Genomic DNA, 25,792 nt, shown 5'->3' on the forward strand with positions numbered 1-25,792 from the left:
GCGGCCCAGAGCCCCATACCGCTGCCGTGCACGACGTTGCCGTGGCTCCCAGGAGCAGAAGGACATGCCGCCAAGCTCAAGATGCTCATCCAGACACCTCCGAGCGGTTGGTCCAGGCTGAATGAACCCATTTCCAGGGAACCCGCCGGGCCGTGCCACGGACAGGGCCGCGTGGGGCAATCGAGGGCCCAAAGGGCCCATGCCGCGGCGGCCGGGCGCGGTCACGCTGGAGGTATGTCCGAGACGACGACCGACCTCTACGAGGTGACGATGGCAATGTCATACCTGCGTGAAGGTATGCGTGCCCCGGCCACGTTCAGCCTGTTCGTCCGGGATCTGCCGCCCGGCCGGGGTTTCCTCGTCGCCGCAGGTCGCCGCAGGTTTGGAGCCGGCGCTGGACTACACCTCCCGGTTCCGCATCACGGCGGATGACGTGCGGGACTTCGCCCACGCGCTGCACAGGCCTCCTGAGGAGCTGGCCGCCCTGCTGGACCTCAGCTTCGGCGGGGGCGTCCGGGCAATTCCCGAGGGCCGGCTCGTATTCGCCGGCGAGCCCCTGCTGGAGGTCACCGCCCCGCTGCCGCAGGCCCAGCTCGTCGAGACGTACCTGCTCACGCAGATTTGCCGCCAGACCGCGGTCGCGTCCAAGGCGGCCCGATGCGTGATCGCCGCGCAAGGACGGCCCCTGGTGGACTTCTCGCTGCGCCGCACCCACGGCCCCGGGGCCGGGGCTGCAGGCCGCCCGGCTGGGTGCTCTGGTGGGATTCTCCGGCACCAGCAACGTCGCTGCCGCCACCCAGCTCGGTATCTCCGCGTCCGGCACGATGGCGCACTCGTACGTCGAGACCTTCGCCTGCGAAGAGGATGCCTTCCGCGCGTTCGCCCGCGCCCACCCCGGCCCGCTCACGTTCCTCGTGGACACGTATGACACGGAAGGTGGCGTCGCGACCGCCGCCCATGTCCTGGCCGACCTGCGCCGCGGCCCGGGCTGCGCGATCCGCCTCGACAGCGGCGACCTCGGCGCACTCGCCCACCGGTCACGAGCCCTGCTCGACACGGCCGGGCTGGAGGACGTACGGATCATCGCGAGCGGCGGCCTGGACGAATACGCCATCGCCGCGCTCATCGGCGACCAAGCTCCGATCGATGTCTTCGCGGTCGGGACCCGCGTGGGCGTGGCAGCCGACGCCCCGTACCTGGATGCGGCGTACAAGCTGGTCGAATACGACGGGAGGCCGGTGATGAAGCTGTCGGCCGCGAAGGTCACCGCGCCTGCCCCCAAGCAGGTGTTCCGCCGACCCGGGTGCATGGATGTGATCGGCCTGCACGGCGAAGAACCGCCAGACGGGGCGACGCCCCTGCTGCGTACGGTGATGCGGGGCGGACGCCGGACGATCCCACCCGATTCGCTCGCTGCTGCCCGAGCACGATTCGAGGCGGATCTCGCCGGGCTACCGGCAGCCGCGCGCCGCATTCAGGACCCCGAGGCGCCGGTCCCGGCCGCTTCCGCGCAGAGTCGACCATTCGTCCTCCCTGTCGAAGAGCCGATCCGGCTTGGCAGAAAGGTCAGGGACCGCCATCTGGGGTCGCTGTCCGTGTACGGCATTCACACCATGCACCTCCGGAAGCAGCTGAGGGCTGACTCCATTCTCGGGCTCGTGACCGTCCAGCGCGCGGCGCGGTGCCCTCCATCGTTCCGGCGCACCTCGTCGGGGCCCGCCTGGGTCAGTCCCCAGTCAGTCGGAACCATCGCTCCTCCCCCGCGGCAACGGCCGCAAGCCGTTCGCCGGCCAGGCACACCGGCAGCGGCGATGCCAGCGAGGAGGTGGGCACACTGATGCCCAGCCTGCCGGGAAGGAGCTGGACACGGATGCCTCGGTTCCCGAGATAACAGAAGGTGAACGAGGAGCGGGGAACCTCCCGGAGCGGGACGGGGTCGATGAGGAGTCCCCCCGGGCCCGCCTCGAGCCCCGCGATACCCCGCTCGATGAGGTCGAGGGTGCCGGCCATGGCGCCGAGGTGGACGCCTTCGCCGGTGGTGCCGCCCTGAATATCCGCCACGTCACTGAGCAGGGCCTCCTCGCAGTACCGCCAGGCGTCCGCGCCCTGCTGGCAGGCGAGGACCCACCCGTGCACCAGGCTGCTGAGAGTCGACCCATGACTGGTGCGGTTCAGGTAGTACGTGACCGTCTCGCGCCAAACGTCGTCATCGAGCCGGTAGCCGAGACGGGCGAAGAGAGCCTGTAGGTCCGAGGGGCGGAAGAGGTAGCCGAGCATGAGGGTGTCGGCCTGTTTCGAGGCCTGATAGCGGTCGACCGTGTCACCTTCGGCTTCCAGGATGCGATCGAGCCGGCGGATGTCGCCGTAGCGGGCCCGGTAGGCCTGCCAGTCCAGTTCGGCCAGGCTTCCGTAGCCTTCGAACTGGCTGACGACGCCGGTGTGGAACGGCACGTACATCCGACGGGAGATGTCCTCCCAGCGCTCCAAGGTCTCCTCGTCGGAGCCGAGTTGCTCGACCAGCTCTCTCCGGCGCGCTTCAGGCAGCCTGTCGAGCAGCTCACGTGCCCGCGCAAGGGTCCAGGCCGCGGTCACGTTCGTGTACGCGTTGTCGTCGATGCCGGGCCCTGGCGCCTCGGGGTAGGCGTCGTGGTACTCGTCCGGGCCGACCACACCGCGGATCCGGTAGCGCTCACGGTCGGCGTCGAAGGTGGTCACGGAGCCCCAGTAGCGGGCGATGTCGAGCAGCAGTTCCGCCCCGGGGCCTTCGATGAAACCGGTGTCCCCGGTGGTCTGACCGTAGCGCCAGACGTTCCACGCGATGGCCGACCCTACGTGGCGCTGCAGGTGCGAGTGGTCGCGCAGCCACCGGCCCGACCTGGGATTGAGGTGGAGCGTCTGCGTCTCCTCGACGCCCGAACTACCGCTCTGCCAGGGGAACATCGCACCGCGAAGACCGCACCCCTGCGCGGCGGTACGGGCCGCCGGGAGCCGGCGGTGACGGTACATGAGTAGAGCGCGTGCCACTTCCGGGAAGTGCAGTGTGAGGTAGGGCAGGACGAACAGTTCGTCCCAGAAGACGTGGCCGCGGTACGCCTCGCCGTGCAGTCCTCGGGCGGGCACACCGACATCCATCTCCGCCGTGTGCGGGGAGAGCGTCTGGAGGACATGGAAGAGGTGGAGCCGAAGGATGCGCCCCGCCTCGCCGGGTACCTTCACTTCACCCTGGCTCCAGAGACGTTTCCAGGCAGCACGATGGGAGGCGAGCAACACCTCGAACGCGGCGGCGTGTGACGCCGCCTCGACGGCGCGTGAGAGGGGATCGCCCTGTGGGCGGTCCAGGGATGTGTACAGGGCTGCGGACTTGACGACGGTTGCGGAACGATTGCGGGAGATCGGCAGCCTGAACGTCTGGGTCGTGGCGGCCTGTGTACAGCTCATGGCCGCCGCGACGATGGGCCGGGACGTCGTCCTGACGGCGACACCGATGCCGATCCGGGAGGCACTGGTCCGGCAGGACAGCCACGCGACACCATCCGCGCCGACTCCGGCGCGGTGGCCGGTGAGGTGGTGCCCGTCCAGGTCCCGATAGCGCTCGACGCCCGCGTTGGTGACGTTGCCGTCGAGGACCGCCTCGGCCTCGATCGTCCCGCTCCAGCCGTACGCGCGGAAGGTGGTCCGCTGGGCGGCGAGGTACGGGTCGCCCATGTGGACCAGTCGGGTGTGGGTGACGCCGAGTCGGCGGCCGTGGCCGTCCTGGAAGAGCATCCGGCGGGTGAGGACGCCGCCGCGGAGGTCGAGCGAGGTCTTGTGGTGCCGCAGGCTCGGGTCGTCGGGAGTGAGCCAGGCACCCGTCGGCCCGTCGTCCGGCAGGCAGCGGTAGCGCAGGCGGAGCCAGTCGGGCAGGTTGACCAGATCCTCGTTGGCGACGCTCTTGCCCGCGACTTTCGAGGAGAGCCGGTTGTAGCAGCCGGCCGCATACGTTCCGGGGTAGTGGATGGTGTCGGCGCTGACCTCGGACGCGGCTCCCCGGGTGGCGAATCTGCCGTTGCCGAGTGCGCACAGGGCTTCGACCAGACGCTCCTCCTTCGGGTCGTAGTCGTTGAAGGCCCAGGTCCACGAGGTGTTCACGGCACTGCTCCGCACACTCTCTCCGCCACGGCGGTGAGGCCGGGAAACACCACATCCGCGCCATGAGCGCGCAATTGCACTTCAGCGTCAGGGACACGGGTCCGACTGATGCCTACGACCAGGCCGAAGTGACCGCGACGTCCTGCTTCCACCCCGGCGAGCGCGTCTTCGACGACGGCCGCGCGGGCGGGGGCGATGCCCAGCCGGTCAGCGGCTTCGAGGAACAGCGCGGGATCCGGTTTGCCGGCGAGACCGAGCCGGTCGGCGTCGGCCCCGTCCACCAGAGCGTCGAAGAGGCCGGCCAGGCCCGCGGATTCCAGCAGTGGGCGGGCATGACGCGAAGCCGATACGGCCGCGCACCGCACGGTCTGGTTCCTGAGCCTGCTGAGCGCGGGCCTGACGTCATCGAAGGGCTCGACGGGGCGGGTCCGCAGCGTTTCCATGAACGCGTGTTCCTTCCTGGTGGCGACCGCCCACACGGTGCCGCAGCCAGGTGGATCGTCGGGGGCACCCTCCGGCAATACGATCCGCCGGGCTGTCAGGAAAGCCAGCGCACCGTCATGGCGGGGTTTGCCGTCGACCAGGCCCCGGTACTCCCGTTCGGCGTCGAAAGGCGACTGCCTCCCGCCAGCCGATGCCCAGGTGTCCAGGCAACCGTCGAATGCCGACTTCCAGGCAGCGGCGTGCAGCGCCGCCGAGTCAAGCAGCACCCCGTCGGTGTCGAAGATGACCGCGCGGAGTGTGCTCACGGGTTCACCACGCGGCGTCCGGTGATCCGGATCGGTGTGATCTTCATCCAGTGGGTGCGCTCGCTCCCTGCCCAGGGCATCGAGCGCGCAACGGCATCGAGACGCTGCCTGCCCGCCGCATCGACGACGCCCTCGGCCTCGCCCACGGCCATGACACTCCAGCCTTGTTTCATGGCGTCGTCGATGTGGTCGACCTCGAAGGCCACCTCCGTACCTGCGGCCCTCGCGAGAACCGCGCCTTCGGACGTGCGGAACGCGATCTCGTTGCCGGCCACCACGTAGTTCACGGGGAAGATCGCAGGTCCCTCGGGAGTGAAGACCGCGACCCTGCCGATGCCGTGGGTGGACAGCAGACGTCGGCACTCGGCGTCGGTGAGCGTGATCAGTTCCGCGTCCCGCAGAGCGGTGCCCCGCCCGGGCGGATACTCGGTGGTCGCGCCGGTCAGTTCCGCCACGGTCGTTCCCAGCGCGTCGGCGATACGGGCGAGGGAGCCGATGGCGGGGGCCGCAGCGTGTTCTTCCAGGTAGGCGACGTACGTGGCGTCGGCCCCGCAGCGCTTGCCCACCTGCTCCCGGGTGAGGCCGAGTTCCTGGCGGCGCGCGGCGATCCGGCGCCCCAGGTCGGTACGACCGGCGGGCACCTCGGTGGAGGCGGGTCCGGACTTGTTCCTGCTCACGACCATCACGTCCTCTCGACTTCGCGCTGAGCCGCCTCGGCAACCACGTCGTGCCGGGGGCTGCCCAGTACTACTTTCAGTGCACCCGTGTCACCGGCGCGGGCGAACACGTCGTACGCCTCTTCCATCTGTCCCAGCTCGAAGCGGTGGGTGACCAGCGCGCTTGCGGGGAGGCGGCCGGCCGCCATCATGCGGAGCAGCATCGGTGTGGAGTAGGTGTCGACCAGCCCTGTGGTGATGGTGACGTCCTTGATCCACAGGTCTTCGAGGTGCAGGGTGGCGGGCTTGCCGTGCACGCCGATGTTGGCGACGCGGCCGCAGGGACGCACCATGCGGGTGCACATCTCGAAGGCTTCCGGGACTCCGACGGCTTCGATGACCACGTCGGCGCCGAGCCCGTCGGTGAGGTCGGCGACCAGCTGTTCCGGTTCCTCGGTCGCGCTGGCGGTTGTGTCCGCGCCGAGTGCGCGGGCGGCGGCCAACCGCGAGTCCGCAAGGTCGACGGCGACGATCCGGCCGGGGCTGTAAAGGCCGGCGGTGGCCATGGCTGCGAGGCCGATCGGGCCCGCCCCGACCACCACGACCGTGTCGCCCGGCCGCACGTTTCCGTTGAGCACGCCGACCTCGTACGAGGTGGGGAAGATGTCCGCCAGCAGGACCGCGTCGTGGCTGTCCACCGCGCTCGGGAGCGGGTGCACGGAGAGGTCGGCGAAGGGAACGCGGACGTACTCGGCCTGGGTGCCGTCGATGGTGTGGCCGAGGACCCAGCCTCCGCCTCCGCGGCACTGTCCGTAGTGGCCCTTGCGGCAGAAGTGGCACCGGCCGCACGAAGAGATGCAGGAGATGAGGACCCGGTCCCCGGGCCGGACGGTGCGGACGTCGCCGCCGGTCTCCACCACGGTCCCGACGGCCTCGTGGCCCAATACGCAGCCCGGGGTCACCTCGGGCACGTCGCCCTTGATGATGTGCAGGTCGGTGCCACAGATGGTCACCGCGTCGACGCGGACGATCGCGTCGGCGGTGTCCTTGATGCTCGGATCGGGCACGTCCTGCCAGGCGGTCTGTCCCGGGCCGTGGAAGACGAGTGCCTTCATGACATCGTCCTTCTTCCCTGTCTCGTCCGGTGGGGGACACCGCCAGGCTGACCCCGACAGCTGCTTCGCCGCATGGGCCGGTCGGTCCCTGTCCTGCCCCTGTCGGCCCCCTCTCCGCCCCATGCGGCAACTGCGATGGTGAAGACCGGTACCCGCCTCGGAAGGAGGGCTGCCGCCATGGCCGAGACAGCCCCGACAACCGTGCCCTCGTCCTCCCGCCCGGCTCTGCTCCGCTTCCTGGGAGGCGTGCGGACCGTGACCGGCAGCAAGTTTCTGGTCGAGAGCGACCACGCCCGCATCCTCGTCGACTGCGGCCTCTTCCAGGGTTTCGCGGACCTGCGAAGGCGCAACTGGGAGAAACTGGCGTGCGACGCCTCCGACATCCACGCCGTGGTCGTCACGCATGCCCACCTTGACCACTGCGGCTACCTGCCCCGGCTGGTCCGGCACGGATTCCGCGGGCCGATCCTGACCAGCGCCCACACCGCCCGACTCGCCGAGATCGTCCTCCGTGACAGCGCGAAACTGCAGATGGAAGCCGCTCAGCACGCCAACAAACACGGCTGGTCCAAGCACCGGCCCGCCGCTCCGCTCTACGACGACAACGACGTGGACCAGACGGTCAAGTACTTCGACCCCGTGCCGGTGGGCGAAGAGGTCGAGATCATGGCGGGAACGAAGCTGAAACTGCACCACGGCGGCCACATCCTCGGCTCCGCCTGGGTCCACCTCACGCTGGAGGACGGGCACACGCTCGCCGTCAGCGGCGACCTCGGCCGCCCCGGCCACCCCCTGCTCCTCCCTCCGGAGCCGTTCACAGGCTCGGACGTGCTGTTGATGGAGTCCACCTACGGAGACCGGCGCCATGATCACGAGACGGCTCAGCGGGAGTTCGCCTCTGTGATCACCCGAACCCTCTCCCGGGGTGGAACCGTCGTGATCCCGGCCTTCGCGATCGACCGCACCGAGGTCGTACTGCACGAACTCGCCGGACTGCGCCGGGACGGTGTCCTGCCCCACCACGTGCCGGTGTACGTGGACAGCCCCATGGCCCTGGCCGCGCTCGACGTCTACCGCGACGCCCTTCGTTCCCAGTCCCCCGAGCTGCGGCCGGAGGCCCTGGCCCAGGGCGACCAGGCGATCAGCCCGGATCCCTTCCTTGCCGCCCGCACGGTGCAGGAGTCCATCGACATCAACAACGCCGAGGGGCCGGCCGTCATCGTCTCCTCCGCCGGCATGGCGACGGGCGGGCGCGTCCTGCACCACCTGAGCAGGGTTCTTCCAGACCCGCGGAGCGCCGTGGTCATCGTCGGGTTCGCCGCGGCGGGCACCCGGGCCCGCGACCTCGTGGACGGCGCACGCGCCCTCAAGATGTTCGGCGAGTACATCCCCGTGCGAGCCGAGATCGCCGATGTACCGCACTTCTCGGCCCACGCCGACGCCGGCCAGATCATCGACTGGCTGCGCGGCGCCCCCGCACCCCACACCACCTACCTGGTCCACGGCGAGGAAAGCGCATCCGAGACACTCCGGGACCGCATCGACCGCGAGCTCGGCTGGACGGCCGTCGTACCCAAGTCCGGGGAAGCTGTCCTGGTCCGCTGACCTGGGCCGCACAGCCCTACGTTAGGTACCGCGAGGCCCTCCCGAAGCCCCTGAGCCGGGCGCGAGCCTCTGGGGGAAGGGTTGGAGGCACGCCATGGGCACCATGAGGACCCTGCTGAACGACATGGCACCCGAGGCACACGAGGCCCTGCTCGCTCACTCCCGCCGGGTGGACTTTCCCGGCAGGACCCGCACCGTCGAGGAGCGGCGGCGCGCCGACCGGTTCTGGATCATCGAGAACGGCACCGTCGACCTTGACGTGCACGTTCCCGGGCACAGGGCCACGGTTGTCGATACCCTGGCCTCCGGGGAGCTGCTCGGCTGGTCCTGGATGGTCCCGCCCTACGTCTGGCACCTCGGCGCCACCGCCACCCACCCGGTCCGGGCCCTCGAAATCGACGCCACCGCCGTACGAGAGCTCTGCAAGGGGGACTCCGTGGTAGGACGCGCCGCCTCGATCGCCGTCGCGGCCGTTATAGCGCAGCGCCTCTCCTCCGCCCGCACGGGATCCTCGACCTGTTCGCCCCTCACGGCAGCGGTTAGCCGCTCGCCCACGCCCGCTGAGGAACATGCCATGACCTCCACCCCGTACACCGTCGCCGACGTCATGACCCACAAGGTCGTGGCAGTCACCCCCACGGCAGAGTTCAAGGAGATCGTCACCGCCATCGAGCGGTGGAAGGTCACTGCCCTCCCCGTCGTCGAAGGTGAGGGACGGGTGGTCGGCGTCGTCTCGGAAGCCGATCTCCTGCCGAAAGAGGAGTTCCACGAACACCGCCCCGGCATGATCGAGCAGATGCGCCGTCTCGCCGACACCTCGAAGGCCGGCTCCACGTGTGCCGCAGACCTGATGACGACCCCTGCCGTCACGGTGCACCCCAGCGCGACTCTTCCCCAGGTCGCCCGCCTCATGGCCGAACGACACATCAAGCGCCTCCCGGTCGTCGACGCCAACGGCACCCTCAAGGGCATCGTCAGCCGCGCCGACCTCCTCAAGGTCTTCCTGCGTTCCGACGACGCACTCGCCGCCGAGATCAGCCACGAGGTCGTCGAGCAGCTCTTCCCCGTCTCGCGGAAGACCGTCAAGGTCGATGTCACGCACGGAGTCGTCACGCTCTCCGGCCAGGTACGCGACGCACACCGCATCCCTTTGGCCACACGCCTCGCCCAGGCCGTCGAGGGAGTCGTGAACGTGCGCAACCGCCTGGAAGCGCTCGCCTCCGACCCGGATGACAGAGCCTAACGGGCTGTCCCGCAAATGACTTTGAGTGCGTGACGGGCCCATCGGTGATCCCTCCAGCCGGCAAACACGAGTGAGGGGCGCGGTACGTCAATGCCTCCTCCGGCCGACCGAGCTGGTCTTTGCCCTGATGGGCGTGCCCCCGTGCCGTGTGTGTGAGACGTGGTGCACACTGCTGGCATGCCTGAGGACGAGGCGCAGCACACCCCTCCAGACTCGCTGCTACAGGTGATCGACAACCTGGCGCGGTTCCATCGAGAGCATGAGAAGTACTACTCACATGCCCCACTGCGGCAGGCCGAAGAGCTACAGGCGCGATCTCGGGCGTTGAAGTCACTGGCTGACTGGTGGAGCGACGTCGAAGCTGGTGAGCAGACGTCGACGATTGCGTTCGCCGGCACGGAGGACCTGAATGCACCGGGGCTCGTAGCAGAGTCGGGGATCCTCTTCATGGAAGGGGAGGACGAGCCCGCCGAACTCCGAAAATTGAAGAGGGAAGTCGGCATGCTTGCCGAAGACACCGAGCGGGGCGGCGTCTGGCTGGCCCACGCGATGGAGCAGGCGTGGGAGATCGCGGGAAGCCTGGCAGCCTACCCGGCGCTTGCCGACCTGTTGGGGGAGCGGCACCGGATCATCGCCAATGACTGGCAGTCGGCGGGACTGCAGGCTCTGGTCGCACGGCTGTTGCGCCGCGCCCTTGACCTGCTGGCCAGGGTCGACTTCTCTCCGGCGGCGCTCCGGGCCGACCTGCGAGGCGAGCGGAAGGCCCCTGACTACCTCTATTCGACTTCTGAGCTGTTCGACCGGGCAGCCGACCTGATGGCGGAGTCAGCGACGCTTGTGCATGAGAACGAGAGGCGCTGGCGCATGTTCCGTGCCCGGGTTCGCGAATTGCAGTCCGAATAGGGCAGCAGCCGGGAGTGGTCCCACCTCGCGAGATGATCTTCAAGTAGCAGGTGTGCTCATGGCTACGGTGCCGCCCTGGACAGTCCCGTTAAGCGGGCTAAGAGGTCCTAACAAAGGCGTTGGACGTGGCGGTGGGTGATGAGGCAGGTGGCGAGGCCGAGGAAGGCCTCGTGGATGTCGTCGCGTCGTTCCCACCGGATTCGTAGCCGGCGGAAGCCGTGGAGCCAAGCGATGGTCCGTTCCACGACCCACCGGTAGACGCCGAGGCCGGAGCCGTGCGGGACACCTCGGCGGGCGATCACCGGTTTGACGCCCAGCGCCCAGACGAGACGGCGGTATTTGTCGTGGTCGTAGCCGCGGTCACCGAGCAGGGTGTCGGGTCGGTTGCGTGGCCGTCCGAGGCCGGCGACCGATGGGATCTTCTTCAGCAGGGGTATCAGCTGGGTGACGTCGTTGCGGTTCCCGCCGGTCAGCGAGACGGCGAGCGGGATGCCCTGGCCGTCGACGATGAGGTGGTGCTTGCTGCCCGGACGTGCGCGGTCGACCGGGCTGGGCCCGCTTTTGGGCCCCGTCGAGCGGCCCGGACGTGGGAGGAGTCGATCACCGCCCTCGACCAGTCCAGCTTCTTCGCGATCCGCAGCTTCTTCAGCAGCACCAGGTGCAGTTGGTCCCAGACGCCGGCGTCGTTCCATGCGGCCAGGCGCCGCCAGCAGGTCATGCCTGATCCGAAGCCCAGCTCCTGCGGCAGGTACTCCCACTGGATCCCGGTATGCAGTACGAACAGGATCCCGCAGAGGGCCTGCCGGTCCGGCACCCGAGGGCGTCCCTCCACCTGTTTCGGCGCCGGCGCAGGCAGCAACGGCTCGATGAGCGACCACAGTTCATCCGACACGATCCATGGCCGCGACTGACGTTTCCCCACGGCCAGACCAACGACCATCCGAACCGAAAGGCACATGATCAACAGCTTCTGTTAGGGCCTCTAAGCCTGCGCTGTTTCGGCGACCGACTGCTGACGGTCACGGCTCACTGGCGTGCGAATCTGAGGCTGCGGCAGCTCGGCCCGCTCTTCGGGATCTCGAAGCCGCGGCCGATCGGATCATCAACGACCTTGGGCCGCAATCGGGCACTGCAGGCCGCAAGGACACCGTGCTGACCGTGGACGGCACCTTGCTGGCCACCCGCGATCACGACCTGGCCGAGCAGTCGAAGAACCGCCGATAGCCCACCATCCACCAGGCCGTCATCGACGCGGACACCCCGCTCGTCGTGGTCGTCGGCTGTGGCCATCGAGCACAGGGCTGGTAATCCTGCAGAGCCCGGACAGGCCGAACTGCCAGCCTGGAACGAAGAGCACAACGCTTCCCACCGCCAAGTCCGCAGCTGCGTGGAGTACGTCTTCGCCCGGATGAAGTGCTGGAAGATCCTGCGTGATTGCCACCTGAAAGGCGCGGGGTCCACCACGCCACGCTCGGCACGCCCGGCTGCACCACCCCGCCCTTGCCGGACAGACGGAGCCACGAGTCAACCAGCCACCCTGCCACGAGCACGGTGATCATCCGCGGGACAGTCCTCAGGGGGACAGATCCCGCCTCATCAGCAAGGCGTGTGCCGCAACGAGTCCCAGCACTCCGACGCCGACGAGGACCCCCAACTGCGGCCACAGCACGTGTCCCTGGGCAAGTGCGTCACCCGGCGTGTAGTAGTGGAACGGGCTGATGAAGCGGAGCGGCGCCGCCTTCGACCACGCCAGGGCAATGAAGTTCACCGCGAAACCCACGGCCCCGATCGCGATGGTCGCCCCGATCACCTGGGCCCGCCTGCGCCCCCACGCCGATACAGCCAGGGCCGGCCCCATCAGGCACAACGCAAACCCGCACCCCATCACCCCGGCGGCGAACACTCCGCTGAGCGGCACGTCCTGATGGATGTCCGGTGACAGAGCCACCCCCGTCGCCACCGTCAGCGTGGCGGCCGCGTTCAGAGCCAGCGCGGCCAGCCCCAACGCGACCGTACGCTCGGCCAGAAGGCGGTTGCGGGACACCGGGCGAACGATGAGCAGCTCGATCGTCCCCGACTCCACGTCGGCGGCCACGGCCGCAGCCGCAAGGGCACCGATCGCCGTCAGCTGCATGGCGATCCAGAACGGATGCACCAGGCCGGCCCCCAACAGCCCCGGGTAGCTCGCGATCGACACATCACCGGTGGACCCGCTGAACGCCCGGAAGGCCGACGGCGTCCCCTTCCCCCTCCCGGAGAACAGTTGGCCCGGCGGAATCGTGTTCGCCACGACGACGATCAGTGCCTCGAAGACGGCCATCCCGATCACCAGGGCGACCAGCATCCGCCGACGCCGGTGGAGCGCCAGCCACAACAACGGCCATCGGGATTTCACAGCTCCTCCCCCGCTTCCCCGTTCCGATAAAGGTCCAAGAACGCCTCGTCAAGGCCCGCCTCCTCCACGGTTACGTCGGCCACTGCCAAAGCCAGCAGGCCCCTCAGCGCGGCCACCACCTCGCTCGGCGGCACGAGCAGCTCCACCCGGTCGCCCGCCCACTGCGGCGACCACTGATCCCCGAGCCCCAAGGGCCGAGGCCCCGCCCCGTCGCCGAAGGTGAGACGGATCCTGCGGGCCCGGGCCTCACGGAGCGCCGCCACGCTCTCCACGGTCACCAAGCGCCCGTCCCGTACGATCGCGACGCGCCCGCAGGCCCGTTGCACCTCGGGCAGCACATGGCTGGACAGCAGCACCGTCCGGCCGCCGGCCGCGGCCTCCCTCATCAGCTCGAAGAACGTCTCCTGCACCAAGGGATCCAGTCCCTCGGTGGGCTCGTCCAGCACCACGAGCCGCGGATCGTGCTGCAACGCTTGGACGAGGCCGATCTTCTGCTTCATGCCCCGCGAGTACTCGCCCACCGTCCGCCGCAAGATCGCCGAGTCGAGCCCCAGCCGCTCGCACAGCTCCCCGCGGCGCCGCGACGGCACACCCTGCAGGGCGGAGAGAAGATCCAGGGTCTGCTCGCCCGTGAGCTCCGGATACAGCCGTAGCTCACCTGGCAGGTATCCGACCTCCGGGGCCACCCGCCGGTGATCAGCTATGGGGTCCAGCCCCAGCATCAGCGCCCGGCCCGAAGTCGGCCGCAGCAGCCCCGTCAAGCACCGCAAGGTGGTCGTCTTGCCGGCCCCGTTCGGCCCGAGAAACCCGAAGACCTCCCCGGCCCGCACATTGAGCGTCAGCCCCTCCACACCGACCACAGCCCCGTACATCTTGGTCAGCCCGCTTAGCTCGATGGCATACCCAGTGCCCATGGAACCAGTCTGTCGCCGCCCTCAAGCCCGCGCCCCACGAACCACGGTTCCGGAAGCCAGCGGCAAGGAGAACGCTCAGCTCCTGCGCATACGACGGACCTGGGCACCGGCGGTCGCCGAACGCGTCGGCCTCCCCGGTGCCTCGGCCCTCGGCCCCGCGATGTACTTTCTCAACCTGGCCACTACGCGCGGCCGCCGGCACGTGGGCGGGCGCTCGGCAGCGGCTTCGTCGCCGCGATCGGCGGATGCCATGTCGACGCCCTGGGGCGAAGCTGGGTGTCCGCGCGGCTCCGCTTCCTCGGACGGAGCAGCGTCGCTGCAAGCAGTGCCGTCTCTTGTCACGCGTTGCGCCGGCCGTCCCCGTGGCCGCACCACAGTCACTGCACATCTCCGACACGAGGCCGATGGATCAGCCGAAGAGATCAAGCACCCGGATGGTGTGTATGGGACGCAGCCCGGGTTGGTCCCTCCCCGGATCCCCGGGAGGAGGCGTCGGCGTCGTGCGCGTCGGCAGCGTGCCACTCGGACCACGACAGACCGGTTCAGGGGGAGCTGCCACGAGTTCCCCGAGTGGAGTCGCATGCGCCGTCACGCTCTCCTCCTATCGGCAGTTCCGGGGTCCGCCGGTGGGCCGCCCGGCGTAGCACGTGAGCGGCCAGCCGGCCGGGCCCCAGATCCCTTACCCGCCCTCACAGTGCTTCAAGGGACGGCGCAGACGGCTTCGACGAAGTGCCCAACCTGGTCTTCTGACAGATGGCGTGCGAGGTCGGCTTCGCTGATCATGCCGACGAGCCGATGGTCTTCGATGACGGGCAGTCGTCGGACACGGTGCTCTTGCATGATGTGCAGGACCTGTCCGCTGTCTGCGTCCGCGGCGACCGTGAACGGCTTGCCCTCGGCCAGCATGCCTGCCGTCATGTGGTGCGGGTCCTTGCCCTTGGCCAGACACTTGATCACGATGTCACGGTCGGTGATGATGCCGTGCAGCCGGTCATCCGGCCCACAGATCGGGAGTGCTCCCACTCCCAGTTCTCTCATGCGGCGTGCCGCGTCCATGAGCGTCTCCTCCTCGCGGACGCAGGACGCGCCCTCGTGCATGATCTCTCGCGCGGTCGTCACGGCCGCCTCCTGGTTGGTTGTGGTGACAGAGCACGGAACTCCGAGTGACCTTTCTGAGGGTCCGGGAACACGCTGTGCCTAAGTTCCCCCCTCCTCGATTCATCTGCCCTGGGCTCGAGCGCCCGACAGGGACTCCTCCAATCTGCGCCTGGCCTGGAGAACGGTCTTGAGACCATCGGGTCCCTTGAGGGGACCATTCGGCCTAAACGAGAGGTGATGACTGTCAACTCGGGCCACCAGTGAAAGCCTGCGGCCACATGGGTGGCTTCGGCACCGCCCCCGGCCGGATACACAGGCTGGCATCGAGGTAGTGCCCGTCGGTTTGCTGCCGGGCCGGCCCGGGCGGCGCAGTACCCCACCCACGACCTCCGAAGCGGATACGCGTACTCAACGTTCACGCCGCGCGCTGCGCTTCGCGCCGATGGCGCAGTCCGAGCGGGAGAACTCCGGGTGGCGACGCTGGAAGTCCGAGGCCAAGGCCCTCATGACACGCTGAGTTACATTGCACTTCGCGGCAGCTTCGGGAGAGCAGGGCCGTGACCACTTGCGCACCCGCCGATCAGCCGTGGTTCTCTCACCCGGACGGGTGCCCGCTGCCACGTCGGGCCAGGCGGAACTGCCGCCCAGCTCCGAAGTCGTCGCCTACTGCCGCAGCGAGTACTGCGTCCTGCCCCACGACGCCGTTCGGCTCCTCAACGCCCTTGGCCATCGCGCCGTGCAGCTGACCGACGGCATGCTGGAAGGGCGGCTGTCAGAACGACCCGTGGACACCGAAGCCGCAGCATGAACTCCAACCTCCTGCTGCCCCACGGGCTGCAGGCTTCAGGGAGCAGCTGAACGATGAACGTATCCGATCGAATGAGCGCACCAGCAGTGACGATTCCTCCGCGGACACCGGTCGGTGAGGTGGCCCGGCAGATGGGCGAGTACGGGATCGGTTCCGTGGTGGTCACGGAAGGTGGGGCGCTTCGGGGTATCGTCACCGACCGTGACCTGGCCCTGCGCGCGCTGGCCGGGGGCCTGGATATGGGCGAGTCGGTGGATGCGGTGATGACATCCCCAGTCGTCACCGTGAATGCGACCGACGACATCCACGAGGCGTACCGGACCTTCCGGAGAACCGGGGTCCGCCGCCTGCCCGTGCTGGACGGAAGCCAGGTGGTGGGCATGCTGACCGTGGATGACCTGCTGATGGACGTCTTCCAGCGGGTGGCGGACCTACTCGGTCCCGTCGCGTGGAGCGTCCTCGAGGAACCACCCGGGCCGCCCTCCTGAACGTGTGCCTTCGCCCTCACACACGCCTTGTCCCGGCCGCGGAGAACGATGCCTGCGACGGATCACTCCCCCTCCCGAGTATGGGCGCGCCGGCGCACGGCGGTTTGCCGACAGCTCGACTCCCTCAAACTTCATCGAGGCGCTGAGCAAGCGCACCGGTCTCGCCCTGCCCGAGACCGACTATCCGGCGGTGAACACCCTGGATGGCTGCGCGGACCGCACCTCCGGGGAGTAGCGGGGGCTGATCGGTCCCACATGGGGCCACTCGGCCCCTCCTCGGTCACCGCGCCGCAGGTGACGCTGGAAGAGGGCCGCCGTCCCGCGGCGCCCAAGGAGGTCTCGCCATGAAGCACCATGTGACCGTCGGTGTCGACGGCTCTCCCGAGAGCCGGGCTGCGGCCCGTTGGGGCGCCCGGGAGGCAGCCTTGCGGGACGTGCCGCTGAGGCTCGTCCATGCTGTCGACTGGCTGATCAGTCCTGCGGTACCGGGGCTGGGCCGCGAAGCTGCCGACCGTTGGGCCGACGAGGCGCTCACTGAGGCATCGGAGAACGTGCGACGCCGGCATCCCGGGCTGGAGGTCTCGACGAGATGCCTCTCCGGCAGGCCGACGGCAGCCCTGGCCGCGGAGGCGGCCGACGCCGGGCTGCTCGTCCTCGGCTCCCGCGGGGTGGGAGGCCTGGTCGGATTCCTCATCGGCTCGGTGGGCTTGTCGACACTGGTGGCCACCGAGACGCCGGTTGTGCTCGTACGCGTGTCGGACGCGCCCGAGGAGGCCGAGCCCATCCGGTACGGGGAGATCGTCCTGGGTATCGACATCCATGAGGCAGCGGACAAGGTTTTGACCTTCGCCTTCGAGGAAGCCGCCCGTCGCGGCTGCGCCCTGCGTGCGGTCCACGGCTGGAAGATGCCCTCCATGTACCAGTACGCGCCCTTCTTCGACCCGGAGAACGAGCGGGAGGTCGGCCGGAGTGTCACCGTGATGCTCGACGACATGCTGATGCCGTGGCGGCACAAGTTCCCGTCCGTGAGCGTCACCCACGAGGCGTTCATGGGGCCCGCTGGCGAGCAGCTCGTTCAGGCCGCGGCTAGGGCAGACCTGGTGGTTGTGGGTCGCCATCTGCGCCGCTCGCCCCTGGGCGTGCATCTGGGGTCCGTGGCCCATGCGGTCCTGCACCACTCCGCGGCGCCCGTCGCGGTCATCGCTCACGACTGACGGCCCCACTCACAAGGAGATCGGACCATGTCTCATCGCACTGTCGCAGACGTCATGACCCGGAACGTGGCCACGGCGAGCCCCGAAGCCTCGCTCAAGACGGTCGCCCGGAGCCTTGACGACAACGGGGTCTCGGCCCTGCCCGTCGTGGACACCCGTCTCCACCCGATCGGCATCGTCTCCGAAGCCGACCTGCTCCGCAGGCAAGCCGGGCTGCCCGATACCGAAGGGCGCGACCCCATGCACACCACGGCGTCCATGGACCGTGCCTCCATGGACGCCCGGACCGCCGGCGATCTGATGTCCACCCCCGTCCTGACCGCCCGGCCGGAGTGGGGCATCGTCGAGACGGCCCGCTTCCTGCACGAGCGAGGTGTCAAGCGTCTGCCGGTGGTCGACGACACCGGAACCCTGGTGGGCATCGTCAGCCGCACCGACCTGCTACGCCCCATGCTCCGTCGCGACGACGCCATCCGCGATGAAATCGTCGACGACGTACTGGGCCGGACGCTCAGGATGACCCCGGGAGGCGTTGCCGTGACCGTAAACGAAGGGGTCGTCTCCCTGAGCGGCCAGGTCCAGGAGCGGTCAACCATTCCGATTGTCGAACGACTGTGCCAGTCGGTCGACGGGGTCGTCAGCGTGGACCAAGCCCTCGGCTACGCGATCGACGACCTGTCTCCAGTTGCCGACCCTCGCCATGCCACGCATTGACCCCCGCGACACAGGGCGGAAAGAGTTCCGCCTGCTTCTCGCGGATCCCGATCGTGCGGTGCACGGCCGCCAGCCGCTTCTCCGCATGTCCCAGGGACCCTTTTCGTCAATTTCATGAAAGTACGCCCGTTCATGGCGTACGCCCGTCACCTGGCGAACAGGGCCAATCGGCCCGAAGTGATCCCCTGGTGGCCCTACCGCCAGGCGGGCACAGGTGTCCACGATCGGATGTATCAAGACGCCGCTATGGAGGCATCATGAAGCACCTTCGCACCGTCGAGGACGTGATGACCCATGCCGTCATCTCCGTCGACCGCAGAACACCGTTCAAGGACGTCGTGGAGGCCATGCGGCAGTGGCGGATCAGCGCCCTGCCCGTCCTGTCGGAGGAAGGACGGGTCGCCGGCGTGGTATCCGAAGCGGATCTGCTGCTCAAGGCTCAGGGTACGGACGAGTCCCGCGCCGTCACCGCCGGGCAACTGATGACCGTACCGGCGGTCACCGTGACCAAGGACGCCACCATCCCCGGCGCCGCCCGCATGATGGCCCGCGGCCACCTCAAGCGGCTCCCCGTCGTCGACGACGACGGCCGCCTGATCGGCGTGGTCAGCCGGAGCGACCTCCTCAAGATCTATCTCCGCCCCGACGCCGATATCGCCGAGGAGCTCCGCGAACTGATCATGGCCGAGCTCATCCCCGCCGGCTCGGCCATGGTCCAGGTGCATGTGGCCGACGGCATCGTGCATCTGGACGGATCCATCCCCGACCCGGCCCTGAAGGACGTGCTGGTGCGTGTCGCACGCACCGTACCGGGGGTCGTGGACGTCACGGCCGTGCGCCTCGACGCCGAAGTCCGCGCGTGAGGGAGGCCGACGATGAGGCACCGCAGCGTCGCCGACCTGATGACCCCGACAGCCGTCAGCGTCCAGCGGGGCACCCCGTTCAAGGAGATCGCCAGGCTCCTGAAGGAGTTCGACATTTCCGCTGTGCCCGTGGTGGACGAGGCCGAACGCCCCGTGGGCGTCGTCTCCGAGGCCGACCTGCTGCGCAAGCGCAGCTCCGGCAGCGGCACGAACACGGCCGCCGATCTCATGACCAGCCCCGCCGTCACCGCACAGACCGAATGGAGCGTCGTCCGCGCGGCGCGAGTCATGCGGGGGCGGCAGGTCAAGAGGCTGCCCGTGGTGGACGCCGCCGGCCGGCTGATCGGCATCCTGAGCCGTAGTGACCTGCTTCAGCTCTTCCTTCGCAGGGACCACGCGATCCAGGAGGAAATCCTCGAAGACGTGGTGACCCACACCCTCGGGCTCAGCCCGTCGTCGTTGACCGTCGAGGTCACCGACGGGCTGGTGACCCTCAGCGGCACCGTAAGCCGGCGCAGCCTGGTCCCCATCGTGCTGCGCCTGTGCCAGAGCGTCGACGGCGTCGTCGACGTGGTCAACCGGCTCGACTACGCACAGGACGACGTGTCGGTCGGCGCTCGAACGCCCACAGAGCGGTAGGAGAAGAGCATGAAGCATCGGGAAGTCCGCGAGCTGATGACCCACGAGGTCGTCACCGTCCCCAACAACGCTCCGTTCAAGGAGATCGCCCGCACCCTGACGGAGCACAAGGTGTCGGCCGTCCCGGTCGTCGACTCTGCCGGCCGTCCGCTCGGCGTGATCTCGGAACGGGACCTGCTGCCGAAGTCCGCCGGCCAAAGCGACTACTTCAGGTCACTTCCCGAACGGGAGGCCTGGCAGGAGGACAAGGCCGCGGGTACGCGCGCCGAGGAGTTGATGTCTTCGCCCCCCGTGTGTGCCCGGCCGGACTGGACCGTCGCCGAAGCCGCCCGGTTGATGGAAGCACAAGGAGTCAAGCGGCTCCTGGTCGTGGACGACGCGGACGTACTGATCGGAATCGTCAGCCGACGGGACCTGCTACGGATCTTCCTGCGGGACGACGAGGACATCCGTCACGAGATCATGGGTGACGTGCTCGACCTCAGCCTGCGCCAGAGCCCCTCGGCCATCACCGTGGCCGTCAGCGACGGCCGGGTCGAGCTGCAAGGAACGGTCGACTACAAAAGCCTCATCCCACTCATCGAGCGCCTCTGCCGGACCGTGGACGGCGTGGTCTCCGTCACCTCACGTCTCGGATACGCCATCGACGACACGCCCTCAGCCTGAGCGAGCCAACGACCGTGTCGAGTACCTCCGGACCCCGCGGCCGGTCAGCACGTCGGCGCGGTCAAACCATCCCCTCCTCACGGTGGACGTGGCCCGTCAAGTGGATCCCGGTCATTCCCCCCATGCATGGGGAAGCCATCCTCGTCGCCTTCCACCATGCGGTCCTCCCAGTGGCACTACAGGCCCTGGGCCAGGAGAAGCTCATGAGCGAGCCGTGCGCCGCGCGCCGCGTGGGCCGATCCTTCTGTCTCCTGTGAGGGGTTGGCCTCCAACCCCTCGGCCAGTGCCCGCACTGCCTGGGCGAGCGTCTGCACCTGTGCTTCGACGAGGGACAAACGGTCCTGTTCGGAAGGGGTGCTCTGGGTCATGACAAAGCCTCCGTGATCAAGACAGCGGGTGTACGGCGTCACGTGCCACTGTGCGCCATGCCAAGGGGCGGGTCCACCGGAGGCATTCGGCACCTGCTCTTGCCGGGGGCGAGACAGATCTGCCGCAGGGCGAAGCAATCACCGCGGCCGTCCGCTTCGCGCTTCTTCTCTCCGGCCGGGCCGGCACCGGCAATAGAGGCCGCACTACCTCCCCCTGCACGTGCGTCATGCCGGAGAGACCCTGATTCACCCGGTCGTCGTGATCAGCCGCCCTGGCTTCGTGCTGGGACCACCGGCTCGCCCGGGCCCTTTGGAACAGGACGTTCGTTGCGGCGAGCGGGCGGCTGCACACAGGCTCGCCACGCTGCTCAGTCCGGCTCCATGTAGGGGCGGCGGAAGACCGGGGCCTGGCCGGAGCCATACGGGCGTACGGCCGCCATCGCCTGGATGACCGCGGCATTCAAAGGGCCGCCGGTGTCGATGGGGACGGCCTCGTCCCACGGCGGCTCCGTGGCTGCAATGGCCTTGGCCACCTCGGGGGTGGCGTCGGATGCTCCGGGGGCGCGCGTGGTCAGGCGCGCGGCCGACACCTCGCCCGGAACCCGGCAGTGCAGGGCCACCAGGTCGGCACTGGTGCGTTCGGCCATGCGCAGGGCAGCCTCGCGCTGTCCCGCGTCGGACCAGGTGGCGTCGAGGACGACGGACTCGCCCAGGGACAGCAGGGTGGACGCCCGGTCGAGCAGGGCGGCGTAGGTCCTCGCGGTCCACTCGGGCGTGTACAGCCCCTCGCCGTACCCGGCGGCCGCGGATTCCTCCGCCGGGATGCCTGCCAGCTCCTTGCGCAGGCGGTCGCTGCTGAGCAGTGTGACGCCCAGACGATCGGCCAGTGCGCCGGAGAGCGTGGACTTCCCGCTGCCCGGCAGGCCGCCGACGAGGGTCAGGCCGACGGTGGAAGTGCGCAGATGGCGCAGCGTCGTGGTGACCAGGAGCCGCGCTGCCGCCTGCGCGCCGCGGGCGCCTTGAGCTGCCTGGATCAGGGACACCTTGGCCCGGACGAACGCGCGGTAGGCGACGTAGTGGTGCCACAGGGACGGCGGTGCAGGGTCGCCGGAGTACTCGCCGAACTGGGCGAGGAAGAACGCCGCGGCCTCCGGGGCACCCGTCTGCTCCAGGTCCATGGCGAGGAAGGCCGCGTCGTCGAGTCCGTCGACATAGCGTAGGCGGTCGTCGAATTCCAGACAGTCCAGGATGCGGGGGCCGTCGTCGAGGCAGAAGATGTCCTGGGCGAGCAGGTCGCCGTGGCCGTCGACCACCCGTCCCTGCTCGATACGGGCGTCGAACAGTGTCTCGCGGCCGGTGAGGTAGCGACGCACCAGGTGCTCGATCTCCTCCACCCCGTCGAGCAGCCGGCCGTCTTCGGTCAGTTGCCTGACCTGCGTGAAGCTCGCTTCCCAGCGCGCGGACAGCGCGTCCCGCCTGCCCTGCTCGTCGATGTCCGGGCCGCGGGGCGCGTCCGCGTGGCGGGCCGCCAGCAGGCGCGCGACGGACCGCAGGGCGTCGTCGACGTCGGCGCCTTCACTCACGAGCAGGGACAGGCGGCGTTCCGCCGGCATACGACGCATCACCACGAGAGGTTCGGGCGTGTCGGAGTCCGGTCCGCGAAATTCGCCCAGCCCCAGGTAGACGTCAGGGGCAAAGCGACGGTTGAGGGCGATTTCCCGTTCGCAGACGATCCGCCGGGCGGCCGTGGTCGTGTAGTCGAGGAACCCCAGGTCCACCGGCTTCTTCAGCTTGTAGGCGCGGTCGCCGACGAAGAACAGGACCGCGGTGTGCGTCTCGCACACCTCTGCGCGCGGGAGTGGTGGAACATCGAGGCCGGTGCCGGTCCGGAGCGCGGACGCGTCGGTGCGGTGCGCCGGCACCGACGGCTCCTCGTTGTAGCTCGGCTCAGTCATGGGGAATGACGGCGACGGGGCAGCGCGCGTGATGGATCGCGGCGGTGGCCACGGAACCCAGTGGGGGTGCCAGGGCGGGCCGATGCATGCGGCGGCCGACGACCAGGAGCCCTGCGCCCTTGGCGGCCCGCACCACGGCCTTGGCGGGGCTTTCAAGACCGATGCTGTCGGCCACCTCCACACTCGGAAACTTCTCGCGCCAGGGGCGAAGGGCGTCGCTCAGGAGCTTCTGCGCCTCCTGCGTCATCTTCTCGGTCACGTCATGGTCCGTGCCCCAGGGAGCGTGAGCGTGGAGGGGAACGCTCCGGCCATGGACGGCCCGAAGGGGCACGCCCCGGGCTGCTGCGGCAGCGAAGGAGAACGCGAGCAGGTCGTCGCACGGACCGTGCAGTTTCAGTGCCACCACCACGCCGCCCGAGGCGCCCGGAGCGGACGGCGGACCCTCATCGCGCGTCCCGACGCGCACCAGGACCACCGGCCGTTCGGCCCGTGCCACGACGGGCATGCTGATGTCGCCCAGGAAGTAGCTCTCGACGGGCTCCAGTCCTCGCGAACCGAGCACGGTGATCTCGGACTCCGCCGCCGCTTTCAGCAGCGCCCCCTGCGCATCCTCGGCGACCAGGTTTCCGACGATGGTCAGGCCCGGGTGGCGCGCTTGGAGCTCCGCCTTCGCGTTGTGCACGATCCGCTTCGCCCAGTAGTTCTGATCCATCTCGGAGGGGCGGTGGGTCGGTTCCGGCGCCAGGAGGGGCCACGCGTGCAGCAGTCGCAGTGTGAGTTTGCGGCGGTCGGCTTCGTCAGCGGCCCAACGGGCGGCGGCGAGGCTCTCGGGTGAGCCGTCGAGGCCCACGGTGACGACTGGCTCCATGCCGACTGCTCCGTCTGGTAGATGACTGGAATGGCGGTGAGGTGTCCATCCGGCGGCCCAGAGCCCTGTCGTCCCCGCGCTCGCGCCGGTAGCCGTGCAAGTGACCGTAAGCGGTACTCGACGGAGCACCTGTGCCAACGCGCCGAGCTACGGCCGCATGTCATCCGAGGAGCGCCCGAAGCCTCCCCGCAGCGCACAGGAGGCCGTCCTTCCAGGGCGTGATCAGTGGGTGCGTTCGATGTCCAGTTCCAGGAAGTGGGCCGAACACGAGATGCACGGGTCGTGGTTGCGGACGGCCCGCTCGCACAGCCGGGTGAGCTCGGCCTCTGAGCCCTCGCCCCGATCGAGGCCGGCTTGGACCAGCCTACGCAGGTCCTCCTCGATGGCGCCCTGGTTCTGGGCGGTCGGTGGCACGATGCGGGCGTCCGTGACACGCCCCCCGTCGTCGAACGCGTAGCGGTGGTAGAGCAGGCCGCGTGGCGCCTCCGTGGCACCGTGGCCGGTGCCGGCCCGGGCCGGCACCTCCACGTACGGGCTGGCCGGACGCTCGTACTCCGCGATGATCCGCAGGGCCTCCTCCACCGCGTACAGGACTTCCACCGCCCGGACGAGGATGCTTCGGTACGGGTTCCTGCAGACCTCTCCCCGCCCGGCACCTGCGCGCGACGGGGGGTCGCCCAGCCCGGCTTCCCGTGCCGCTTCCAGAGCCAGCGGGGACAGCAGGTGGCCGCTGACTGCCCAGCGCGCGAGGGAGCCGGTGAGATGCCTTCGGCCGTCCAGCCGGGAGTGGAGGGCGGTGGAGTGGGAGACCTGCTCCTCGGCCACGTGGGCTGTGAAGTCCCGCAGGAGGAAACTGTACGGGCGCAGCGTCTCGTCGTACGGGAGCACGCTGGGGACACCGGACTCGATGGCGTAGGTGCCGGTCTCGGCGAGGGCGAGCAGGTCGGCGGTGCACTCGGCATCCGGGAATTCGAAGCCGGCGACCCAGCGCACCGTGTCCCAGGCGTCGTCGAGGGCAGTGCGCAGCCGTTCTTCCAGGGGTCGGAGTTCGGCGCGGGTCGGAGCGCGGTGGAAGCCGCCGATCCGGACGTTGACGGGGTGGATGGCCCGGCCTCCGAGCAGTTCGACCACGGCGTTACCGGTCTGCTTCAAGCGCAGTCCGCGCTTGACGTGCTCCGGATGGGAGCGGGACAGACCGATCACGTCGTCCTCGCCGAGGAAGTCCGGTGCGTGCAGCATGTGGATGTGAAGCGTCTGGCTCTCGATCCATTCGCCGCAGTACAGCAGGCGGCGCAGGGCGGCCAGTTGTCCGTCGACCACAACGCCGCATGCGTCCTCGATGGCACGGCAGGCACTCATCTGGTAGGCGACGGGGCAGATCCCGCAGATGCGGGAGGTGAGGTCGGGTGGCTCCGTGTGGGCTCTGCCCAGGAGGAAGGCTTCGAAGAACCGCGGCGGCTCGTAGATCTTGAGCCGCGCTTCGGTGACCGTGCCGTCGTGGATCCTCAGGTGCAGTGCGGTCTCACCCTCGACACGGGCGAGTGAGGGGATGCGCAGCTCCTGGTATCGGGGCGTGGAATCGCTCATCCCGGTCCTTCAGCGTCGGTCACGCCGGGCTGTCCTTGCTCCTCCACGGCGGTGAAGGCGGTCACGTTGAAGGTGTGCAGGAACCTGCCGATGTCCTCCTCGCTCATCCCGTCACGCTGCATGAGCGGGACCAGCGCGGGAAGGTTTGTGGTTCCGGCCGGACCGAAGCAGCCGTAGCAGCCGCGCCCGTAGGTCGGGCACAGGGCCCCGCAGCCCGCGTGGGTGACGGGGCCGAGGCAGGGTGTGCCGTGGGCGACGGTGACGCAGACGTTGCCGCGCCGTTTGCAGGCGAAGCAGACGCTGTGGTTCGGGATGGCGGGCTTGCGTCCGGCGAGGAACGCGGTGATGACCTCGACGAGCTGACCGCGGTCGATGGGGCAGCCGCGCAGTTCGAAGTCGACGGGTACGTGGGCCGAGACCGGTGTGGAGGTCGCGAGGGTCTCGATGTAGTCGGGGCGGGCGTAGACGGTCGCCAGGTACCCCTCGACATCGGCGTAGTTGCGCAGCGCCTGTACACCGCCGGCCGTGGCACAGGCCCCGATGGTGACGAGGTGGCGGGCTTCGGCGCGGATGCGCCGGATGCGCTCGACGTGCTCGGGTGTGCTGACCGACCCTTCGACGAGGACGAGGTCGTAGGGGCCGGGAGCAGCATCGCTGGACGCTTCCAGGAAGTGGGCGATATCCAGTTCGGCGGCGATGCCGAGCAGTTCGTCCTCGCAGTCGAGGAGGGTGAGCTGGCAGCCGTCGCAGGAGGCGAACTTGAACACGCCGAGGCGGGGGCGGGCACGGGGCTGGGGTGTGGTGGGGGTGCTCATC

General features: G+C 69.1%; 23 protein-coding genes and 2 pseudogenes. 12 read left to right on the top strand and 13 right to left on the bottom strand.

Features of this window, described 5'->3' with window-relative positions; all coding sequences use genetic code 11:
- Nucleotides 1–234: 234 nt before the first annotated feature.
- A pseudogene (locus OHA89_RS00380) lies at nt 235–1,514 on the top strand (nicotinate phosphoribosyltransferase); the annotation flags it as partial.
- A 211-nt stretch (nt 1,515–1,725) separates the two neighbouring features.
- Here the strand turns inward: OHA89_RS00380 and OHA89_RS00385 are convergent.
- Genes OHA89_RS00385 through OHA89_RS00400 form a run of 4 tightly spaced genes read right to left on the bottom strand, consistent with a single transcriptional unit; the run spans nt 1,726 to nt 6,648 of the window.
- Nucleotides 1,726–4,128, bottom strand: coding sequence for a glycoside hydrolase family 65 protein (locus OHA89_RS00385; protein ID WP_266616564.1), 2,403 nt, complete (start codon nt 4,126–4,128; stop codon nt 1,726–1,728).
- A complete protein-coding gene (locus OHA89_RS00390) occupies nt 4,125–4,877 on the bottom strand; it encodes an HAD family phosphatase (RefSeq protein WP_266616566.1) in 753 nt (250 codons plus the stop codon). Before OHA89_RS00390 ends, OHA89_RS00385 begins: the two co-directional genes overlap by 4 nt.
- On the bottom strand, nt 4,874–5,560 hold the full coding sequence (locus OHA89_RS00395; protein ID WP_406364844.1) for a helix-turn-helix domain-containing protein: 687 nt from the start codon (nt 5,558–5,560) through the stop codon (nt 4,874–4,876). Before OHA89_RS00395 ends, OHA89_RS00390 begins: the two co-directional genes overlap by 4 nt.
- Nucleotides 5,560–6,648: a zinc-dependent alcohol dehydrogenase family protein gene (locus OHA89_RS00400; protein ID WP_266616570.1), complete on the bottom strand. Its 1,089-nt coding sequence runs from the start codon at nt 6,646–6,648 to the stop codon at nt 5,560–5,562. Before OHA89_RS00400 ends, OHA89_RS00395 begins: the two co-directional genes overlap by 1 nt.
- Before the next feature lie 177 nt (nt 6,649–6,825).
- Here OHA89_RS00400 and OHA89_RS00405 point away from each other — a divergent pair, with 177 nt between their 5' ends.
- The 3 genes from OHA89_RS00405 (at nt 6,826) to OHA89_RS00415 (ending at nt 10,399) form a co-directional block, all read left to right on the top strand.
- The gene (locus tag OHA89_RS00405) at nt 6,826–8,253 is read left to right on the top strand and encodes an MBL fold metallo-hydrolase RNA specificity domain-containing protein (RefSeq protein ID WP_406364846.1); all 1,428 of its coding nucleotides are present in this window, start codon (nt 6,826–6,828) and stop codon (nt 8,251–8,253) included.
- 574 nt (nt 8,254–8,827) lie between these two features.
- Nucleotides 8,828–9,496: a CBS domain-containing protein gene (locus tag OHA89_RS00410; RefSeq protein WP_266616673.1), complete on the top strand. Its 669-nt coding sequence runs from the start codon at nt 8,828–8,830 to the stop codon at nt 9,494–9,496.
- A 177-nt stretch (nt 9,497–9,673) separates the two neighbouring features.
- Nucleotides 9,674–10,399, top strand: a complete 726-nt coding sequence (locus tag OHA89_RS00415; protein ID WP_406364848.1) for a hypothetical protein — start codon at nt 9,674–9,676, stop codon at nt 10,397–10,399.
- Nucleotides 10,400–10,506: 107 nt separating this feature from the next.
- Here the strand turns inward: OHA89_RS00415 and OHA89_RS00420 are convergent.
- A protein-coding gene (locus OHA89_RS00420; RefSeq protein ID WP_406364849.1) for an IS5 family transposase occupies nt 10,507–11,339 on the bottom strand; the annotation gives its coding sequence in 2 pieces (ribosomal slippage) (nt 10,507–10,958 and nt 10,958–11,339; 834 coding nt in all).
- Between the two features lie 63 nt (nt 11,340–11,402).
- Here OHA89_RS00420 and OHA89_RS00425 point away from each other — a divergent pair.
- Nucleotides 11,403–11,907, top strand: a pseudogene (locus OHA89_RS00425) (transposase family protein); the annotation flags it as partial.
- Between the two features lie 65 nt (nt 11,908–11,972).
- Here the strand turns inward: OHA89_RS00425 and OHA89_RS00430 are convergent.
- From OHA89_RS00430 to OHA89_RS00440, 3 genes are all read right to left on the bottom strand, one after another.
- Nucleotides 11,973–12,743 carry an ABC transporter permease subunit gene (locus OHA89_RS00430; RefSeq protein ID WP_266616576.1) on the bottom strand — a complete coding sequence of 257 codons (771 nt, stop codon included), beginning with the start codon at nt 12,741–12,743 and terminating at the stop codon, nt 11,973–11,975.
- Between the two features lie 47 nt (nt 12,744–12,790).
- On the bottom strand, nt 12,791–13,708 hold the full coding sequence (locus OHA89_RS00435; protein WP_266616577.1) for an ABC transporter ATP-binding protein: 918 nt from the start codon (nt 13,706–13,708) through the stop codon (nt 12,791–12,793).
- Nucleotides 13,709–14,407: 699 nt separating this feature from the next.
- Complete coding sequence (locus OHA89_RS00440; RefSeq protein ID WP_266616579.1) at nt 14,408–14,827, bottom strand: CBS domain-containing protein; 420 nt, start codon at nt 14,825–14,827, stop codon at nt 14,408–14,410.
- A gap of 586 nt (nt 14,828–15,413) precedes the next feature.
- Here OHA89_RS00440 and OHA89_RS00445 point away from each other — a divergent pair.
- From OHA89_RS00445 to OHA89_RS00475, 7 genes are all read left to right on the top strand, one after another.
- Nucleotides 15,414–15,614 carry a hypothetical protein gene (locus OHA89_RS00445; protein WP_266616581.1) on the top strand — a complete coding sequence of 67 codons (201 nt, stop codon included), beginning with the start codon at nt 15,414–15,416 and terminating at the stop codon, nt 15,612–15,614.
- Nucleotides 15,615–15,685: 71 nt separating this feature from the next.
- Nucleotides 15,686–16,102 (top strand): CBS domain-containing protein, encoded by a 417-nt coding sequence (locus OHA89_RS00450; RefSeq protein WP_406364850.1) that lies wholly within the window; start codon nt 15,686–15,688, stop codon nt 16,100–16,102.
- 344 nt (nt 16,103–16,446) lie between these two features.
- Nucleotides 16,447–17,316 (top strand): universal stress protein, encoded by an 870-nt coding sequence (locus tag OHA89_RS00455; RefSeq protein WP_266616585.1) that lies wholly within the window; start codon nt 16,447–16,449, stop codon nt 17,314–17,316.
- 27 nt (nt 17,317–17,343) lie between these two features.
- Nucleotides 17,344–18,030: a CBS domain-containing protein gene (locus OHA89_RS00460; RefSeq protein ID WP_406364851.1), complete on the top strand. Its 687-nt coding sequence runs from the start codon at nt 17,344–17,346 to the stop codon at nt 18,028–18,030.
- Between the two features lie 257 nt (nt 18,031–18,287).
- Complete coding sequence (locus OHA89_RS00465) at nt 18,288–18,893, top strand: CBS domain-containing protein (protein WP_323186130.1); 606 nt, start codon at nt 18,288–18,290, stop codon at nt 18,891–18,893.
- 12 nt (nt 18,894–18,905) lie between these two features.
- Nucleotides 18,906–19,532, top strand: coding sequence for a CBS domain-containing protein (locus OHA89_RS00470; protein ID WP_266616588.1), 627 nt, complete (start codon nt 18,906–18,908; stop codon nt 19,530–19,532).
- Between the two features lie 9 nt (nt 19,533–19,541).
- A complete protein-coding gene (locus OHA89_RS00475; RefSeq protein ID WP_266616589.1) occupies nt 19,542–20,198 on the top strand; it encodes a CBS domain-containing protein in 657 nt (218 codons plus the stop codon).
- A gap of 176 nt (nt 20,199–20,374) precedes the next feature.
- Here the strand turns inward: OHA89_RS00475 and OHA89_RS00480 are convergent, their stop codons facing one another.
- From OHA89_RS00480 to OHA89_RS00500, 5 genes are all read right to left on the bottom strand, one after another.
- The gene (locus OHA89_RS00480; protein WP_008734969.1) at nt 20,375–20,566 is read right to left on the bottom strand and encodes a hypothetical protein; all 192 of its coding nucleotides are present in this window, start codon (nt 20,564–20,566) and stop codon (nt 20,375–20,377) included.
- A gap of 368 nt (nt 20,567–20,934) precedes the next feature.
- On the bottom strand, nt 20,935–22,410 hold the full coding sequence (locus OHA89_RS00485) for an AAA family ATPase (protein ID WP_406368339.1): 1,476 nt from the start codon (nt 22,408–22,410) through the stop codon (nt 20,935–20,937).
- A gap of 103 nt (nt 22,411–22,513) precedes the next feature.
- The gene (locus tag OHA89_RS00490) at nt 22,514–23,389 is read right to left on the bottom strand and encodes a universal stress protein (protein ID WP_406364853.1); all 876 of its coding nucleotides are present in this window, start codon (nt 23,387–23,389) and stop codon (nt 22,514–22,516) included.
- Between the two features lie 222 nt (nt 23,390–23,611).
- Nucleotides 23,612–24,976, bottom strand: coding sequence for a Ni/Fe hydrogenase subunit alpha (locus OHA89_RS00495; RefSeq protein ID WP_266616593.1), 1,365 nt, complete (start codon nt 24,974–24,976; stop codon nt 23,612–23,614).
- A complete protein-coding gene (locus OHA89_RS00500; protein ID WP_406364854.1) occupies nt 24,973–25,791 on the bottom strand; it encodes an oxidoreductase in 819 nt (272 codons plus the stop codon). The genes OHA89_RS00495 and OHA89_RS00500 overlap by 4 nt, the downstream gene beginning before the upstream one ends.
- Nucleotide 25,792 lies beyond the last annotated feature (1 nt).

The sequence above is a fragment of the Streptomyces sp. NBC_01546 genome (assembly GCF_045208355.1).
Lineage (GTDB): Bacteria > Actinomycetota > Actinomycetes > Streptomycetales > Streptomycetaceae > Streptomyces.

Bases quoted from the DNA above. Each gene is read 5' to 3' on its own strand.
- OHA89_RS00395 (WP_406364844.1), bottom strand. From the start codon at position 5,560: ATGGTCGTGAGCAGGAACAAGTCCGGACCCGCCTCCACCGAGGTGCCC.
- OHA89_RS00480 (WP_008734969.1), bottom strand. From the start codon at position 20,566: ATGACCCAGAGCACCCCTTCCGAACAGGACCGTTTGTCCCTCGTCGAA.
- OHA89_RS00415 (WP_406364848.1), top strand. From the start codon at position 9,674: ATGCCTGAGGACGAGGCGCAGCACACCCCTCCAGACTCGCTGCTACAG.
- OHA89_RS00400 (WP_266616570.1), bottom strand. From the start codon at position 6,648: ATGAAGGCACTCGTCTTCCACGGCCCGGGACAGACCGCCTGGCAGGAC.
- OHA89_RS00455 (WP_266616585.1), top strand. From the start codon at position 16,447: ATGAAGCACCATGTGACCGTCGGTGTCGACGGCTCTCCCGAGAGCCGG.
- OHA89_RS00475 (WP_266616589.1), top strand. From the start codon at position 19,542: ATGAAGCATCGGGAAGTCCGCGAGCTGATGACCCACGAGGTCGTCACC.
- OHA89_RS00430 (WP_266616576.1), bottom strand. From the start codon at position 12,743: ATGCTGGTCGCCCTGGTGATCGGGATGGCCGTCTTCGAGGCACTGATC.
- OHA89_RS00470 (WP_266616588.1), top strand. From the start codon at position 18,906: ATGAGGCACCGCAGCGTCGCCGACCTGATGACCCCGACAGCCGTCAGC.
- OHA89_RS00435 (WP_266616577.1), bottom strand. From the start codon at position 13,708: ATGGGCACTGGGTATGCCATCGAGCTAAGCGGGCTGACCAAGATGTAC.
- OHA89_RS00410 (WP_266616673.1), top strand. From the start codon at position 8,828: ATGACCTCCACCCCGTACACCGTCGCCGACGTCATGACCCACAAGGTC.
- OHA89_RS00495 (WP_266616593.1), bottom strand. From the start codon at position 24,976: ATGAGCGATTCCACGCCCCGATACCAGGAGCTGCGCATCCCCTCACTC.
- OHA89_RS00465 (WP_323186130.1), top strand. From the start codon at position 18,288: ATGAAGCACCTTCGCACCGTCGAGGACGTGATGACCCATGCCGTCATC.
- OHA89_RS00450 (WP_406364850.1), top strand. From the start codon at position 15,686: ATGAGCGCACCAGCAGTGACGATTCCTCCGCGGACACCGGTCGGTGAG.
- OHA89_RS00490 (WP_406364853.1), bottom strand. From the start codon at position 23,389: ATGGAGCCAGTCGTCACCGTGGGCCTCGACGGCTCACCCGAGAGCCTC.
- OHA89_RS00500 (WP_406364854.1), bottom strand. From the start codon at position 25,791: ATGAGCACCCCCACCACACCCCAGCCCCGTGCCCGCCCCCGCCTCGGC.
- OHA89_RS00460 (WP_406364851.1), top strand. From the start codon at position 17,344: ATGTCTCATCGCACTGTCGCAGACGTCATGACCCGGAACGTGGCCACG.
- OHA89_RS00405 (WP_406364846.1), top strand. From the start codon at position 6,826: ATGGCCGAGACAGCCCCGACAACCGTGCCCTCGTCCTCCCGCCCGGCT.